The organism is Mesorhizobium sp. B263B2A (assembly GCF_020165775.1).
Taxonomy (GTDB): Bacteria; Pseudomonadota; Alphaproteobacteria; order Rhizobiales; family Rhizobiaceae; genus Mesorhizobium; species Mesorhizobium opportunistum.
On sequence record NZ_JAIUIU010000012.1, the window covers coordinates 1 to 15,250 of the forward strand.

Genomic DNA, 15,250 nt, shown 5'->3' on the forward strand with positions numbered 1-15,250 from the left:
GCCCCCCCCCCCCGCGGCGCAGACCCTAGGATCCATGCCGCTACCTCTCCGCTCGGCGGCGGTGCGGAATATGGCCACCTGCGCCTCGCTCTGTTTGGCGAGTATTCTGAGCCGTTTGCACTCTTCGGCTAATGTCGCGGCATGGATCCTAGAGTCTGCGCCGCGTCGCTTCGCTCCTTGCTTCGCCCTAGGATGACGAAGAGAAAGGCGCTCGGCCTTCGCTTCGCTCCGGCCACCCTCTCCCCGGCGGGGAGAGGAGAAGGGGAGCGCTAGATGGACACCTTCCGCGACAAGCTCATCCCCGTGACCTCGATCCTCTTGGGCGTGGTCGTGCTCTGGTACGTCTTTGCCGTCATCCTCAACGCGCCGTTCCAGCGCGATCTCGATAGCCGTGCCAACGAAACCCCCGGCACCGTAGAATTCATCGGCAAGACGCTGGCGCAGCCGAAACCGACGCTGCCGGCGCCGCATCAGGTGGCGGTGAATTTCTTCGAAAACACTTTTCTGCGGCCCATCACTTCGAACCGCAGCCTCGTCTACAATGCCTGGGTGACGCTGTCCTCGACGCTGCTCGGCTTTGCCTTCGGCACCGCGCTCGGCATCATCATCGCCGTCGGCATCGTGCATGTGGCGACGCTCGACCGCAGTCTGATGCCGTGGATCATCGCCTCGCAAACGATTCCGATCCTGGCGGTGGCGCCGATGATCATCGTCGTTCTGGCGGCGGTCGGCATCACCGGACTGATCCCGAAGGCGATGATCTCGACCTATCTGTCCTTCTTCCCGGTGACGGTGGGCATGGTGAAGGGTCTGCGCTCGCCCGAGATCATGCATCTCGACCTCATGCACACCTACAATGCCAGCGCCTCGCAGACCTTCTGGAAACTGCGCGTGCCGGCATCGGTGCCGTTCCTGTTTACCTCGATGAAGGTGGCGGTGGCGGCAAGCCTGGTCGGCGCCATCGTCGGCGAACTGCCGACCGGTGCGGTCGCGGGCATCGGCGCCAAGCTGCTCGCCGGCGCCTATTACAGCCAGTCGATCGACATCTGGTCGGCGCTGGTTGCCGGTTCGATCGTGGCGGCACTTCTGGTCATGGTGGTCGGCATTGCCGGGCGCCTCGTCGACCGCGCCATGGGCGGGAGGCCGGCATGAACTGGCTGAAGCCATCCTGGCAAGCGGTGCTGGCGATCGTGCTGTGCGTGATCGCAGTGGCGCTCGGCGCGATGTCGAAGCCGGAAGCGGCAGCGCTTGCGGACCCGACCGCAAGCATCAATTACCCCTACCTCGGAACGAAGAGCTTGATGCTTGGCTTGGCCATAGTGGCGGCGCTGATCTCGATGATCAGGATTCCGTCGCTTGCGGAAGCCGTCGTCCTGTTTGCCTGTGCCCATCTCGTTGCCTGGTTGCTGATCTCAGGCATTGCAGGTTTTGAAGGCTCGGCACTGGCACCGTACTTTCTGCTGCTCACGGCGGCCTGGCTGCTTGGCTGGCGTTGCGTGGCGGTGCTGTCGGGGCTTCGCCCGATGGCAAATTGGGCCCGCACCGCGCTCCGCCTGATCATTCCGGCCATCTTCGGTGCCTGGATCCTGATCATCTGGGAAGCGGTAACGCGTGGCGCCGGCATTCCCTTCATCCTGTTGCCGCCGCCGAGCGCCATCGGCGCGCGCATCGCGGGCTCGCTGCCGACACTCGGCGCCGATGTCCGGCAGACCATCTTCAAGGCGGTAATCTTCGGCTACGTCGTCGGCAGCGGCGCCGGCTTCATCACCGCGATCCTGGCCGACCGGGTGCCGTTCCTGCGGCGCGGGCTGCTGCCGATCGGCAACATGGTGTCGGCGCTGCCGATCATCGGCGTGGCGCCCATCATGGTGATGTGGTTCGGCTTCGACTGGCAGTCCAAGGCGGCTGTCGTCATCATCATGACCTTCTTCCCGATGCTGGTGAACACGGTCGCCGGCCTTGCCGCTTCCGGCCATATGGAGCGCGACCTGATGCGCACCTATGCGTCGGGCTATTGGCCGACGCTCATCAAGTTAAGGCTGCCGGCCGCAGCACCTTTCATCTTCAACGCGCTGAAGATCAACTCGACGCTGGCGCTGATCGGCGCCATCGTCGCCGAGTTCTTCGGCACGCCCGTCGTCGGCATGGGCTTCCGCATCTCGACCGAGGTCGGGCGGATGAACATCGACATGGTCTGGGCCGAAATCGCAGTTGCAGCACTTGCGGGTTCGGTCTTTTATGGCGTGGTCGCTCTTGTCGAAAGAGCCGTCACGTTTTGGCATCCCTCTGTCCGTGGTGGATAGGGGCGGTGGGTTTAGGGCACTAACTTCAGAGGGTAAAAAAATGAAAAGACTGATTATTCCTGTTCTGGCCGGCGCGATGTCGCTCGCCGCGTTCCAGGCAATGGCCGCCGACAAGGTGACGTTGCAGCTGAAATGGGTCACGCAGGCCCAGTTTGCCGGCTACTATGTCGCCAAGGCCAAGGGTTTCTATGAGGCCGAGGGTCTCGACGTCGACATCAAGCCCGGCGGTCCCGACATCGCTCCCGAGCAGGTGATCGCCGGCGGTGGCGCCGACGTCATCGTCGACTGGATGGGCGGTGCGCTCGCCGCCCGCGAAAAGGGCGTGCCGCTGGTCAACATCGCCCAGCCGTTCAAGAAGGCGGGCATGGAGTTGGTCTGCCCGAAGGACGGTCCGATCAAGACCGAAGCCGACTTCAAGGGCCACACGCTCGGTGTCTGGTTCTTCGGCAACGAATATCCGTTCTACGCCTGGATGAACAAGCTCGGACTCAAGACCGATGGCGGCCCCGACGGCGTCACCGTTCTCAAGCAGAGTTTCGACGTGCAGCCGCTGATCCAGAAGCAGGCGGACTGCATCTCGGTCATGACCTACAACGAGTACTGGCAGCTGATCGATGCCGGCTACAAGCCGGAACAGCTGACCGTCTTCAATTATTCGGCGATGGGCAACGACCTGCTCGAGGACGGGCTCTACGCCTCGGAAGACAAGCTCAAGGATCCTGCCTTCGAAGACAAGATGGTGCGTTTCGTGCGCGCCTCGATGAAGGGCTGGAAATACGCCATCGACAACAATGACGAAGCCGCAGGCATCGTCATGGACGGCGGCGGCCAGGACGAGAACCACCAGAAGCGCATGATGAGCGAAGTCGCCAAGCTGATCGATAACGCCGACGGCAAGCTCGATCCGGCGACCTACGAGCGCACCGCCAAGGCGCTGCTCGACCAGAAGATCATCACCAAGGAGCCGACCGGCGCCTACACGACCGCGATCACCGACAAGGCGGTCAAGTAAGCGGCACGAGCTGCCTCTTGCACATGTTTGAGAAGGGGCGGGCGACCGCCCCTTTTTCGTGGCGAGCGGTCACAAAACCGTGTGCGTGGATACATTGCGCCGCCCAGCCGTTCAAGTTGCGGCATGCGCGCGTCGGGGGGACGCGACGGATGCGACAGCCCATCGGAGGTTTTTCATGCGCACACACTCCCTATTGCCAGTGCTTTCGGCGCTGGCCGTTTCGACTGCTTTCCTGTTCGTGTCCCCGGCTCTCGCCGAGACGGTGAAATACAAGGCGACGCTCGACGGCAGCCAGCAGAGCCCGCCCGTCACCACCAAGGGCAAGGGCACCGCCACCCTCACCTTCGACACCACCAAGAAAAAGCTCAGCTGGAACGTCAAGTATTCCGGCCTCAGCGGGCCGGCTTCGGCCGCGCACATTCATGGCCCGGCGGCGATGGGCGCGAATGCGGACCCCGTCATCCCATTCAAAAAGCTGAAGAGCCCGATCAAGGGGTCGGCGACGCTCACCGATGCGCAGGCAGCCGATCTGGAGGCCGGCAAATATTACGTCAATGTCCACACCAAGGCTAACCCGGACGGCGAGATCCGCGGGCAGATCGAAAAGGCGATGTAGCGTAGTCGGCGAGAGGCAGCAGGCTGCCTTTCGCCTTAGCTCTTGTCGCGGATCTGCGTCATTGTCCGGGTCGGTGTGATCGCCTCCGGATCGAGCCGGATTTCGACGATGGCCGGCTTGCCGCTGGCGCGGGCACGCTCGAAGGCGGCTGCAAAATCCGCCGTCCTCTCCACCGTCTCGCCATGGCCGCCATAGGCGCGGGCCAAGGCTGCGAAGTCGGGGTTGTTGAGATCGGTGGCGACCACCCGGCCGGGATATTCGCGCTCCTGATGCATGCGGATGGTGCCGTAGATGCCGTTGTTGACGACCACGACGACGATCGGCAGGTCGTACTGGACCGCGGTGGCGAATTCCTGCCCGTTCATCAGGAAGCAGCCGTCACCGGCGAAGGCCACGACGGTGCGGTCCGGGAACAGATCCTTGGCGGCGACCGCGGCCGGCGTGCCATAGCCCATCGAGCCCGATGTCGGCGCACCTTGAGTGGCGAAGCGGCGGAAGCGGTGGAAGCGATGCACCCAGGTCGCGTAATTGCCGGCGCCATTGGTGAGGATGGCGTCGTCGGGAAGCATCTTCTCCAGATAATTCATGATCGGCCCCATCTGGACCGGGCCGGGGCCGCTCTCCGGCGGTGTCGACCAGTCGAGATAGGCGGCGTGCAGTTTGGCGGTCTCATCGGCCCAGCTCGGCGCCGCAGCCGGCTTGCGCTTGGCAAAGGCTTCGACGAAGGCAGAAGGCGAAGCGTTGATCGCCAATGTCGGCCGGTAGACGCGGCCGAGTTCGCCGGCATCGGCATGGACATGCACCAGCGTCTGGTCGGGGTAAGGGCTTTTCAGCAGCGTGTAGTCGGAGGATGGCATCTCGCCCATGCGACCGCCGATCAACAGCACGAGGTCGGCTTGCTTGATGGCGGTGGCCAGTTTCGGGTTGATGCCGATGCCGACATCGCCGGCATAGTTCGGATGCAGGTGATCGAACAGCATCTGGCGGCGGAAGGAGCAGCCGACCGGCAGCGACCACGCTTCGGCGATCGCGCGTATCCGTGCCACGGCCTCCGCGTCCCAGCGCGTTCCGCCGAGAATGACGAAGGGACGCTTGGCTTTGCCCAGCAGTGTTTCCAGTGCACCGAGTTCGGCTTCCCCCGGCCGGGTTTCAACGGGCGTGTGCGGCAAGGCGATGGGCGCTTCGACGACGCTGGTCAGCATGTCCTCGGGCAGCGAGATGACCACGGGACCGGGGCGGCCCGATGTCGCCACCGCGAAGGCGCGGGTGACGAATTCGGGGATGCGCGAGGCATCGTCGATCTCGACCACCCATTTGGCGATATCGCCGAAGAACCTCTTGTAATCCACCTCCTGGAAGGCCTCGCGCTCCTTGGCATGGCTGGCGACCTGGCCGATGAACAGGATGACGGGTATCGAATCCTGCATGGCGATGTGGATGCCGGCCGACGCATTGGTGGCGCCGGGGCCGCGGGTGACAAAGCAGATGCCTGGCTTACCAGTCAACCGGCCATGGCAGTCGGCCATCATCGCCGCACCGCCTTCCTGGCGGCAAACGATGGTGCGGATCTTGGAATCATGCAGCGCGTCGAGCACCGCGAGATAGGATTCGCCGGGCACGCAATAGATGCGGTCGGTGCCGTTGGCTTCGAGCGCGTCGACGATGAGTTGTCCGCCGGTCTTCATTTCCCAGACCTCTCCAGTTCGGCAAGGATTTCTTGCGTGTGCTCGCCGAGGCGCGGCGAGGGGCGCTCATAGACGAGCGGTGTGCCGGACATCACCATCGGCGCGCGCACCGAAGGCAGGCGGTTGCCGTGGCCGTCGTCGAGGTCGAGCCGCATGCCGCGCGCAATGGTCTGCGGGTCGGCGAACATCTGGCCGATCGTGTTGATCGGGCTCGCCGGCACGCTCGCCGCTTCCAGCTTGGCCAGCAGCGGGTCTCGATCCCAGCTTTTCAGCGCCTCGATCATGTGCTCGCGCAGCTTGACCCGGTTGGCGACCCGCGCCGGATTGGTGGCGAAATCCGGATTTGCCGGCAATTCGTCCAACCCGATGGCGGCACAGAATTTGGCGAACTGGCCGTCATTGCCGACCGCCAGGATGATGTGGCCGTCCCGGACCGGCACCACCTCGTAGGGGGCGATGTTCATATGCGCGTTGCCCATCTGCACCGGCGACTTGCCGGAGACGAGATAGTTGAGGTTCTGGTTGCCGAGCGCCGAGATCTGGGTGTCGAACAGCGCCATGTCGATGTGCTGGCCTTCGCCGGTTTGCTCAGCATGGCGCAGGGCTGCCTGGATGGCGATGACGGAATAAAGGCCGGTGAAGATATCGGAGATGGCGACGCCGGCCTTTTGCGGTTCGCGGCCGGCCTCACCGGTGATCGACATCATGCCGGCCATGGCCTGAATGATGAAGTCGTAGCCGGCGCGTGGCGCATAGGGCCCATCCTGGCCAAAGCCGGTGATCGAGCAATAGACGAGGCGCGGGTTTGTCTTGCGCAGGCTGTCATAGTCGAGCCCGTATTTCCTGAGCCCGCCGACCTTGAAGTTCTCGATCAGCACGTCAGAGGTGGCGACCAGCCGGCGCACTGTCTCGGCACCTTCCGGTGTCGAGAAGTCGACGGCGATCGAACGCTTGCCGCGATTGCAGGAATGGTAATAGGCAGCCGACAAGTTTTCGCCGTCATGGCTCATGACGAAGGGCGGTCCCCATTTGCGGGTGTCGTCGCCGCCATCGGGGCTTTCGACCTTGATGACATCGGCGCCGAGATCGGCAAGCAGCTGCCCGGCCCAGGGCCCGGCAAGGATGCGGGCGAGTTCGACGACGCGGACGCCTTTCAGGGGTGGTTCGGCCATAAATCACCAGAATTGGTCGGAACCGCAGCCTCTATCAACACCTTGTGCCGCTGTCACGGCCCTTGCGATGGGCCAAACCCTTTCAACCCTTCAGCACGCCGTCGGCCCAGGCGGCGAAATCGTCCATGATGACATCGCGGTTGACCTCGTTCAGGCTTTCATGGCGGGTGTCGGCGTAAACCTTTGAAACGAGATTCGAAAAGCCCATCCTGCGCATGCGGTCAGCGAGATGGGTGACGCCCTTGCCGTAGTCGGAAGCCGGGTCCTTCTCACCGCCGACAATGGCGACGGGAAGGTCGCGCCGGATACCGGCAAAGCCGGCATCCTTACCGCCATTCAGCGCCATAGAGACCACGTCGCGCCACATCGAGACAGAGGCGTCCCAGCCGCACAGCGGATCGGCGATGTATTTGGCCACCTCGGCCTTGTCGCGCGACAGCCAGTCGAACAATGTGCGGTGGTTGGGCACTGCCTTGCCCCAGGCTTGGAAGGTGAGTTTCGGCAGCAGGCGCGACGGGACGTCGGAGCCTAGCCGCATCCGTTCCCAGGCGAGCATGCCGAGTGCTGCCTGCCCAAGCAGCCCTTGTGAAAAATTGCCGTTCCAGATCGCGGCGGCATGGACGCGGGGCGAATGGGCCAAAAGGTAGTTCAGCGCCACGGACGCGCCCATCGAGTGACCGAAGAGGATGACCGGAAGGTTTGGGCATTCGCTGGCGATGAGATCGTGGATGGCGTCGACATCGGAGATCACCTTGGACGGTCCGTTCTTGTCTGCGAATTTGCCGAGCGGCGCATCGGGCGCCTTGGTCGCGCCATGGCCACGATGGTCGTGGACATAGACGTGGAAACCACGCTCGGCGAGGAAGTCGGCGAAACGGGCATAGCGCGCGGCATGTTCGGCCAGACCGTGGTTGATGTGGATGACTGCCCTTGGCGGGCCGTCGGCGTGCCTGACCAGGAGATTGAGGTCGGCGCCGGTCGGCGAACGAACCAAGCGCTGCTGGCTGAATGGCATGGCCGCCCGGTCCCCACCCGTGTCCTGTCTGTTACAGCACCTTGTTTGCGCCGGTGCCGGTTTTGCGTCAATCCGCCTTGCCTGCTTTCACACGACGATGTTTCTTGCGTTTGGCCAGCAAAATATCGCAATTCTGACATGGAGACAGCTTCAGTCTGTCGCCCACTTCTTCAGCCGGGGATTTCTCATGCGCATTGGTGTCGTTTTCGGATTGGCCTTGCTGGCGGCATCACTGACCGGTGCCGCGCATGCCGACGTCAAGATGAGCGGCACCTTCGTCGCCGATGCCTCCTGTCCGGCGACACAGGCCATCAAGAACGGCAAGAACCCCGGCAACGTGTCGACCGATGCCGGAAAGAGCTACCAGTTGCTTGCCGGCAACAAGGACACGCCGACGCACTACCTCATCCAGGTGCCGGGCGCCGATCCGGAGCGCCGGTGGGTGAAGGTTTCCTGCGGTCACCTCTCAGGCAGCAGTGCCGCAACAACGCCGGCAGCACCGGGCGGGCAAGGCAAGCCTGCCGCTTCCGGAAAGCCCGAATATGTCTTCGCTTTGAGCTGGCAGCCGGCGTTTTGCGAGACCAAGTCGAACAAGACCGAATGCAGGGCGCAGAGCCCGAGCGAATTCGACGCCACCAATTTCACCTTGCACGGCCTGTGGCCGCAGCCAAACGGCAATTTCTATTGCCAGGTGCCGGCAAGCGACAAGGCCAATGACAATCCGGGTCACTGGAAGGATCTTCCGCCTGTCAATCTGGACGCGGGCACGCGCGCGGAGCTCAACAAGGTCATGCCGGGCACGGCTTCCCAGCTCGAGCGACATGAATGGATCAAGCACGGCACCTGCTACGGCAAAACCCAGCAGGAGTATTTTTCCGACGCGCTCGGCCTGATGCGACAGGTGAACGGCTCTCCGGTGCGTGATCTCTTCGCCAAGAGCATCGGCGGCAAGCTGACGGCGGACCAGATCCGCGGCGCCTTCGACACCGCGTTCGGCGCTGGGGCGGGGGACCGCGTGCGCGTCTCCTGCGTCATCGATCCGTCGAGCGGCAGGCGGCTGATCGGCGAACTGACGCTCGGCCTTGCCGGCCCGATCGGCCCGAACAGCTCGCTCAAGGATTTGCTGCTGGCCTCGGTGCCGACCAACAAGGCCGGTTGCCCGACCGGCACCGTCGACGCGATCGGGTTCCAGTGACGGGCTGTCGCCGCGCCAGCCGCAGCGAAAGTCGCAACAAACAAACAGAGCTAGATCTGCGCGGATCTGGTCCATGCGACGGTGGTGTCGGGCTCATGGCCGCCCGGCTCGCCGATGACGCGGTCGCGGCCGGTCGACTTCGCCTTGTAGAGGCGCTGGTCGGCGAGCGCGAACAGGTCGGCAAGGCAATGGGTCGTCTCGCCGACACTGGAAACGCCGGCGCTGACGGTCAGTTCGAAGCGGCTGGTGGCCGCCGACGCCTTGACCGCGTGGCGGATGCTTTCGCCGAACAGCCGGGCGACCGAATGCGGCCGCGAACTCAGGATGGCGAATTCCTCGCCGCCGATCCGGAACACCTGATCCTCGGCGCTGGCCACCTCGCGAAGCAGCGTCGCCACCGCTTTCAGCACCTTGTCGCCCTCGGCGTGGCCGAAGCGGTCGTTGATCGACTTGAAATGGTCGACGTCGATGATCAGCAGGCTGAGCGGCCTGGCGGTGCGCAGGCTGACCTCGACGGCAGCTTCGCCGTCGGCGTCGAAGCGCCCGCGGTGCAGCAGGCCGGTCAGGCCGTCGCGGCCGACATGCTCGACCAGCGCTTCATAGCGTTCGCGATAGGTCAGCGTGTCGAAGATGTCAGTCAGTCCACGCGGAACCGAAATCTCGCGGGCCTCGAACCATCTGAGGTAGGCCACGAGCATGGCGCTGAAGGTCAGCGCCGCCGCCATCTTGGCGAACCAGCCGCCGAAGAAGACCGCGATTGGCGCGCCGGCGACGAAATGCAATGCGGTGAAGAAGCCCACCTGGTCGAAGGTCAGCACGCAGGCGACGCAAATCAGGATGCGCGCGAACTGCGCCTTGCGCAGGCTGCGTCCGAGCTTTTCGTAGAGCAGGATGATCAGGATGGCGTCGATGAACAGCAGCGTCGTGCCCCACACCATCAGCCAGCCCATCTCGTCGATGAAGCCGATATCGGGCAGCCTGCCGTCGGGGAGCGGTGCGATGGCGTGCAGGCGCAAGAGCAGCACCAGCCCGATCATCAGCGCATTGCCGAGCAAAAGGCCGTAGATCGGCTGGCGCACGGTGGCGGCGTCCTCCTTCATGTAGAGCAGGAGCAGCATCACCAGCTTGCCCGAAAACAGCACAGCCGAGCCCGGCGAGACCATGCCGAACGGCAAGGCGACGTAAAAGACGCTGGCGAGGTAGGTCTCGAGGAAATGCATGACGCCGAGCGCGCAGACGAAGACGCCAAGGCCAATGCGCTTGCGGAACCGGAAAAGCGTCACCATGACGCTGAAGTAGACGACCGCCTCGGCAAGGAGCAGGAAACTGTTCAGCACTGCCGTCGATCCGATCTCTTTCCCGAAATCGCGGCAAGCCGTCGATTCCCACCCGATCCTGTTTTGACGCCGAACGGTTAACCGGAGATTTCAGTTGGACGATTGGTTGTGGAAAATGGGTGGGTGCGGTCCCATGAAAGCGCTTCACCCATGGATGACTTTCTCCCATGCTAGAACAGGCGGATAGCCTGACAAATTTGTGATGATGAGCGCGTACTAGGGTTCGGCATCCAAAATTTGTCTTCTACGACCACCGATCAGGCGCCTAAATGCGGGATTCTGCCCGATCAGTGCCTCAACAGAATTGACAAGACTCCAATATATTCCCGGCGATGGCTCGTTGCCGTACAGGTCATTCCATGCGTGCCTAACAATGCCAACTGACCACCATAAACTATTAAATCGATATCTTTTTCCAGTTGATTTGCACAATAAATCGTTCTCCACAACAAGTGTGTCTATATACTTCAATATATAGTATATATTTGCATAATAGTTCTTACCTTTTTTGAGAAATACCCCATCTTTCTCCAGCATTATACACGCTATTCTCGCGGCGGCCTGCTTTGCGTCAATATTTGATCGAGATGAGTCTCTTTTTTTATAACCGCCATTTTCTTCTATGAATCGCGCGAGGCTTGAAAGGATTTCGCTATAGTGCCAGTTCCTAGCTTCCGCTTCAATGTGGAGGATAGCCTTCGGTGAGAGGTCGTGCATATTTCTCCACTGAAACGAAACGGTCTTTTTCTCCGCAACGTATCTTTTGGGATCGCGTTCTCTGTTGATCCAAATATACCTTGCTGAATTAGATGATATTGACCAAGCTACAAGGAGAAATGGCTCTTTAGAGAATTGCCACACAAATGCATCCTCTGATTTTATAGATATTGCTCGGTTTCGATCGTCTGATATAGTTTTTATCTGAACATAAACACGATGTTTTTCGACGACACCTAACCGAGAAGGTTGAATTACGACGTCTTCGCCATAGTCCGATACTATGTCGTTGACCACCCAACCGGATTCCAGAAACAAGGTTCTGACCTTGCTCGCGCCGACGTCTCCCGTTCGATGGCTGTCGGGTCTCATTTGTTTAGCTCCATCGTACTCGGCTGCCTATGTTCGTAGAATTTGAAAGGTGAGCGTCTCGTGGCCGATGGCGTAAGTTTTGCGCAAATTAGCTGCATTGCGTCAACGCCGCGCATCGCCTACATAGCGGCCAACCTCCATTCAATTCGACAAATCCAGTCAGTTTTTCTGGGCCAGTCAATTTTCAGGGAAAGCGCGCGTGGCACGCCAGTTCATCTATCACATGGCCGGCCTCAACAAGGCCTACGGCACCAAGAAGGTGCTCGAGAATGTCCATCTGTCCTTCTATCCCGACGCCAAGATCGGCATTCTGGGCCCGAACGGCGCCGGCAAGTCGACGATCCTCAAGATCATGGCCGGCATCGACAAGGAGTGGAGCGGCGAGGCGTGGCTCGCCGAAGGCGCCACTGTCGGTTACCTGGCGCAGGAGCCGGCGCTCGACCCGAAGAAGACGGTGTTCGAGAACATCATGGAAGGCGTCGCCGCCAAGACCGCCATCATCGAGCGCTACAACGAATTGATGATGAACTATTCCGACGAGACGGCCGACGAGTCGGCCAAACTCCAGGACGAGATGGACCGGCTGAACCTGTGGGATCTCGAACAGCAGGTCGAAATGGCCATGGAAGCGCTGGGCTGCCCGCCCAAGGATTCCGAAGTCACCAAGCTTTCGGGCGGCGAGCGCCGCCGCGTCGCGCTCTGCCAGTTGCTGCTGCGCCAGCCCGACCTTCTGCTGCTCGACGAACCGACCAACCATCTCGACGCCGAAACCACGGCGTGGCTGGAAAAGCATCTGCGCGCCTATCCGGGCGCCGTGATGATCATCACCCACGATCGCTACTTCCTCGACAATGTCACCGGCTGGATCCTCGAACTCGATCGCGGCCGCGGCATTCCCTATGAGGGCAATTACACCAAATATCTCGAAGCCAAGGCCAAGCGCCTCAAGCAGGAAGGCCGCGAGGACGACGCCCGCCAGCGCGCCATCGGCCGCGAGCGCGAGTGGATCCAGTCGAGCCCGAAGGCCCGCCAGACCAAGTCCAAGGCGCGTATCCAGGCCTTCCAGGACCTGTTGGATGCAGCCGACAAGCGGCGACCGAGCGATACCCAGATCGTCATCCCGCACGGTGAGCGGCTCGGCAATGTGGTGATCGAGGTCGACGGCCTGTCCAAGGGCTTTGGCGACACGCTGCTGATCGACGGACTGGAATTCAAGCTGCCGCCGGGCGGTATCGTCGGTGTCATCGGCCCGAACGGCGCCGGCAAGACGACGCTGTTCCGCATGATCACCGGCCAGGAAAAGCCCGATGCCGGCACGATCCGCGTCGGCGAGACGGTCAAGCTCGGCTATGTCGACCAGAGCCGCGACGCTCTCGATCCGTCGAAGACCGTCTGGGAAGAAATTTCGGGTGGCGCCGAAGTGGTCAAGCTCGGCAAGTTCGAGGCCAACACCCGCGCCTATTGCGCGTCGTTCAACTTCCGTGGCGGCGACCAGCAGCAGAAGGTCGGCAACCTCTCCGGCGGCCAGCGCAACCGCGTGCACCTGGCCAAGATGCTGAAGACAGGCGGCAATGTGCTGCTGCTCGACGAACCGACCAACGATCTCGATACGGAAACGCTGGCGGCGCTCGAAGACGCGCTGGAAAATTTCGGCGGCTGCGCGGTCATCATCTCGCATGATCGCATGTTCCTGGACCGTCTGGCGACGCACATCCTCGCCTTCGAGGGCGACAGCCATGTCGAATGGTTCGAAGGCAATTTCGAGGATTACGAGCAGGACAAGATCCGCCGGCTCGGCCCCGAAGCCGTCAACCCACACCGTATGACGTATAAGAGGCTGACGCGGTAAGGGGCTGGAGATCGTTGCGAGGGATCGTCGTTTGACCTAAATTGGGCTGACGGAGCTTTCCATGATCACAGTCAAACTGCCGCCAAAGACCGAGAAGCTACTGGCCGACATGGCCAAGGCCAGCGGTCGAACAGCCGATCAGGTCGCAGTCGATGCGATCCTTGAGGCTATTGAGGATTGGCAGGACGCCAAGATCGCGGACGAACGCCTGAAAGATGATGACGGTGTTCGCATTCCGCTGAAGGAGATGATCAGCAAGCTTGAACGTCGTGAAGTCGAGGAGCGCAGGAAGAAGCCTGCCGCTGAATGACTTGGCGCGTCGAGTTCACCCGGCGCGCCGAGAGAGACATCGAGCGGTTTTCGACGAAAGATCAACGGCGCATCCTGGAGTTCTTGAATCAGAGAGTTTCAGCGCATCCCAATCCGAGGGCGCTTGCCAAGCGCCTGACAGCGACCAAGGAAGAGGCTTGGCGCTTTCGCGTCGGTGACTACAGGATCATTGCTCAGTTCCATGACAGCAGACTTGTCGTCCTGGTGGTGGAAGTAGGTAACCGTCGCGAGGTCTATCGATGAACCATACCGCCGCTTCACAAAAGCCCGACTGGTCCGCCGCCCAATATCTGAAATTCGAGGATGAGCGCACGCGGCCCGCGCGGGATCTGGTTGCGCAAGTGCCGGTCGACTTCCCGCGCCGGGTCGTCGATATCGGCTGCGGGCCGGGCAACTCGACCGAATTGCTGGTCGAGCGCTGGCCGGATGCCGAGGTGCGCGGCTTCGACACTTCTCCCGACATGATCGAAAAGGCGAGGGCGCGCCTGCCCAACGTGACCTTCGATCTGGCCGATGCCGCGACATGGAAGCCGGTCGAGCCGGTCAACGTCATCTTCGCCAATGCGGTGTTCCAGTGGTTGCCCACGCATCCGGCGGTGTTCCAAGGACTGATGGGTTTTCTGGCGCCCGGCGGCGCGCTGGCTGTGCAGATGCCCGACAATATGGGCGAGGAGTCGCATCGTCTGATGCGGGAAACCGCTGCTGAAGTGCCGTTTGCGGCAAAGATAGGAAACGCGGCGCGTGCGCCGCTGCCGCCGGTGTCGTTCTATTACGACCTTTTATCGCCGCACTCCGATCGGCTCGATATCTGGCACACCGTTTACAACCATCCGCTGGCCGATGCCGAGGCGATCGTCGAATGGGTGAAGTCGACCGGGCTGAAGCCGTTCCTCGATCCACTTGAGGCGGACGAGCGCAAGGTGTTCCTCGACAGTTACACGGCCAAGATCGCCAAGGCCTATCCAAAGACCGCGAACGGCAAAGTGCTGCTGCGCTTCCCGCGTATATTCATCGTCGCCAAGCGGGCCGGCTAGGGCGTGTTGATATTCAGGTGATGCCGGCCTGCAAACGGCGGCTTCCTGCGCTTCCGGTGCTCGCGTACGAAAAGTACGCTCCGCTCCGGTTCTCGGAAACCACCATTTTCGGCTCGGCCTGACCTGAATCTCGACACGCCCTAGGAAAGAATTACCCACTTCAGTCGCAGCCGATTGACCCGGTTTCGCCGCCATGCGCAATTCAACGCGTTGGATCAAAATGCCCGCGTGGCAGGGGGTGAATGATGACGTTGAAGAAAGTGCTTTGCGGTGCTGGCGTGTGCGCGGCGGCGCTGCTGGCGTTCTCGGTTTCGGCGGAAGCCAAGCGGGCGCGCTGCTTCACCAGTGATGATGGCTATTTCCATGCAGCTACAGGGCGATCGACGATGCGGGCAGTTTCCGCATCTCGGCGCCGGGCTATCCGACCTATGTGCTGGAGATCGACGGGCCGGGCTTTGCCTATGGCTATGTCAATCTCGGCCGCCGCAACGTGCCGTTGCCGGGACAGTATGTGCGCAGCCGCGATGACGGTGCGTGCTGGAACAACCCGCAGACCAACACCAAGCTCTGCACCTGGTGAAACCCTGGTTTACGCCGGCGTAAACCTTTGGTT

Annotated in this window: 15 protein-coding genes; 10 read left to right on the forward strand and 5 right to left on the reverse strand. The window is 61.8% G+C overall.

All coding sequences use genetic code 11. The features are described 5' to 3' along the window. The first annotated feature begins 273 nt into the window (after positions 1-273). The 4 genes from LB568_RS19045 to LB568_RS19060 all read left to right on the forward strand — a co-directional run bounded on the left by LB568_RS19045 (position 274) and on the right by LB568_RS19060 (position 3,931). On the forward strand, positions 274-1,152 hold the full coding sequence (locus tag LB568_RS19045; RefSeq protein ID WP_224730981.1) for an ABC transporter permease: 879 nt from the start codon (positions 274-276) through the stop codon (positions 1,150-1,152). Beyond that, positions 1,149-2,303 (forward strand): ABC transporter permease, encoded by a 1,155-nt coding sequence (locus tag LB568_RS19050; protein WP_224730982.1) that lies wholly within the window; start codon positions 1,149-1,151, stop codon positions 2,301-2,303. Before LB568_RS19045 ends, LB568_RS19050 begins: the two co-directional genes overlap by 4 nt. Positions 2,304-2,343: 40 nt before the next feature. Continuing rightward, entirely contained in the window at positions 2,344-3,315 is a 972-nt protein-coding gene (locus LB568_RS19055; RefSeq protein ID WP_013894623.1) for an ABC transporter substrate-binding protein, read from the forward strand. 175 nt (positions 3,316-3,490) lie between these two features. Continuing rightward, the gene (locus LB568_RS19060; RefSeq protein WP_013894624.1) at positions 3,491-3,931 is read left to right on the forward strand and encodes a CHRD domain-containing protein; all 441 of its coding nucleotides are present in this window, start codon (positions 3,491-3,493) and stop codon (positions 3,929-3,931) included. 35 nt (positions 3,932-3,966) lie between these two features. Here LB568_RS19060 and LB568_RS19065 read toward each other — a convergent pair whose 3' ends face one another. From LB568_RS19065 to LB568_RS19075, 3 genes are all read right to left on the reverse strand, one after another. Then, positions 3,967-5,616 (reverse strand): thiamine pyrophosphate-binding protein, encoded by a 1,650-nt coding sequence (locus LB568_RS19065; protein WP_224730983.1) that lies wholly within the window; start codon positions 5,614-5,616, stop codon positions 3,967-3,969. Further along, positions 5,613-6,788, reverse strand: a complete 1,176-nt coding sequence (locus tag LB568_RS19070) for a CaiB/BaiF CoA transferase family protein (RefSeq protein ID WP_224730984.1) — start codon at positions 6,786-6,788, stop codon at positions 5,613-5,615. The genes LB568_RS19065 and LB568_RS19070 overlap by 4 nt, the downstream gene beginning before the upstream one ends. A gap of 82 nt (positions 6,789-6,870) precedes the next feature. After that, the gene (locus LB568_RS19075) at positions 6,871-7,803 is read right to left on the reverse strand and encodes an alpha/beta fold hydrolase (RefSeq protein WP_224730985.1); all 933 of its coding nucleotides are present in this window, start codon (positions 7,801-7,803) and stop codon (positions 6,871-6,873) included. Positions 7,804-7,990: 187 nt separating this feature from the next. On the opposite strand from LB568_RS19075, the gene LB568_RS19080 reads away from it, so the two are divergent. After that, positions 7,991-8,998 (forward strand): ribonuclease T2 family protein, encoded by a 1,008-nt coding sequence (locus LB568_RS19080; protein ID WP_224730986.1) that lies wholly within the window; start codon positions 7,991-7,993, stop codon positions 8,996-8,998. Positions 8,999-9,048: 50 nt separating this feature from the next. On the opposite strand, the gene LB568_RS19085 is transcribed toward LB568_RS19080, so the two are convergent. Together LB568_RS19085 and LB568_RS19090 are read right to left on the reverse strand one after the other, a co-directional pair. Continuing rightward, positions 9,049-10,335, reverse strand: a complete 1,287-nt coding sequence (locus tag LB568_RS19085; protein WP_224730987.1) for a sensor domain-containing diguanylate cyclase — start codon at positions 10,333-10,335, stop codon at positions 9,049-9,051. A 216-nt stretch (positions 10,336-10,551) separates the two neighbouring features. Continuing rightward, positions 10,552-11,424 (reverse strand): DUF4365 domain-containing protein, encoded by an 873-nt coding sequence (locus LB568_RS19090; protein WP_224730988.1) that lies wholly within the window; start codon positions 11,422-11,424, stop codon positions 10,552-10,554. Between the two features lie 199 nt (positions 11,425-11,623). Here LB568_RS19090 and ettA point away from each other — a divergent pair, with 199 nt between their 5' ends. The 5 genes from ettA (at position 11,624) to LB568_RS19115 (ending at position 15,217) form a co-directional block, all read left to right on the forward strand. Further along, entirely contained in the window at positions 11,624-13,273 is a 1,650-nt protein-coding gene (ettA, locus tag LB568_RS19095) for an energy-dependent translational throttle protein EttA (protein ID WP_013894629.1), read from the forward strand. Positions 13,274-13,334: 61 nt separating this feature from the next. Then, positions 13,335-13,583, forward strand: a complete 249-nt coding sequence (locus tag LB568_RS19100; RefSeq protein ID WP_140576470.1) for a DUF6290 family protein — start codon at positions 13,335-13,337, stop codon at positions 13,581-13,583. Further along, a complete protein-coding gene (locus tag LB568_RS19105) occupies positions 13,580-13,846 on the forward strand; it encodes a type II toxin-antitoxin system RelE family toxin (protein ID WP_224730989.1) in 267 nt (88 codons plus the stop codon). The genes LB568_RS19100 and LB568_RS19105 overlap by 4 nt, the downstream gene beginning before the upstream one ends. Next, entirely contained in the window at positions 13,843-14,637 is a 795-nt protein-coding gene (tam, locus tag LB568_RS19110; protein ID WP_224730990.1) for a trans-aconitate 2-methyltransferase, read from the forward strand. Before LB568_RS19105 ends, tam begins: the two co-directional genes overlap by 4 nt. Positions 14,638-15,067: 430 nt before the next feature. Continuing rightward, positions 15,068-15,217, forward strand: a complete 150-nt coding sequence (locus LB568_RS19115; protein WP_224730991.1) for a hypothetical protein — start codon at positions 15,068-15,070, stop codon at positions 15,215-15,217. Positions 15,218-15,250: the final 33 nt, after the last annotated feature.